Source organism: Prevotella sp. OH937_COT-195, from assembly GCF_003932845.1.
Lineage (GTDB): Bacteria > Bacteroidota > Bacteroidia > Bacteroidales > Bacteroidaceae > Prevotella.
Genome location: NZ_RQZH01000171.1, coordinates 1 through 388, shown reverse-complemented (window position 1 = coordinate 388; position 388 = coordinate 1). Strand labels below are relative to the sequence as shown.

Below are 388 nucleotides of genomic sequence, written 5' to 3'. Positions count from 1 at the left end.
CTGGATTCGCTAGTAATCGCGCATCAGCCATGGCGCGGTGAATACGTTCCCGGGTCTTGTACACACCGCCCGTCACACCACGAGAGTTTGTAACACCCGAAGTCGGTGAGGTAACCTTTTAGGAGCCAGCCGCCTAAGGTGGGATAGATGATTGGGGTGAAGTCGTAACAAGGTAGCCGTATCGGAAGGTGCGGCTGGATCACCTCCTTTCTAAGGAGTACAAAGAACGACAGTTCAATTAAAATTCTTAGTTTTATCACTGTTTTTTTGGTTCATATTTTTTTTAAAATTTTTGAAGTTTTTAAAATTTTAACCAAAAGCTGTAAGGCTAACTAAAAGAAAATACCAAAATGATAGTATAAAACATTTAATAATTAGAAGTAAATAC

1 rRNA gene is annotated in these 388 nt (G+C 39.9%); it reads left to right on the top strand.

The window, feature by feature from the left end:
* A 16S ribosomal RNA gene (locus EII32_RS11770) occupies nt 1-210 on the top strand; the annotation flags it as partial.
* Nucleotides 211-388 lie beyond the last annotated feature (178 nt).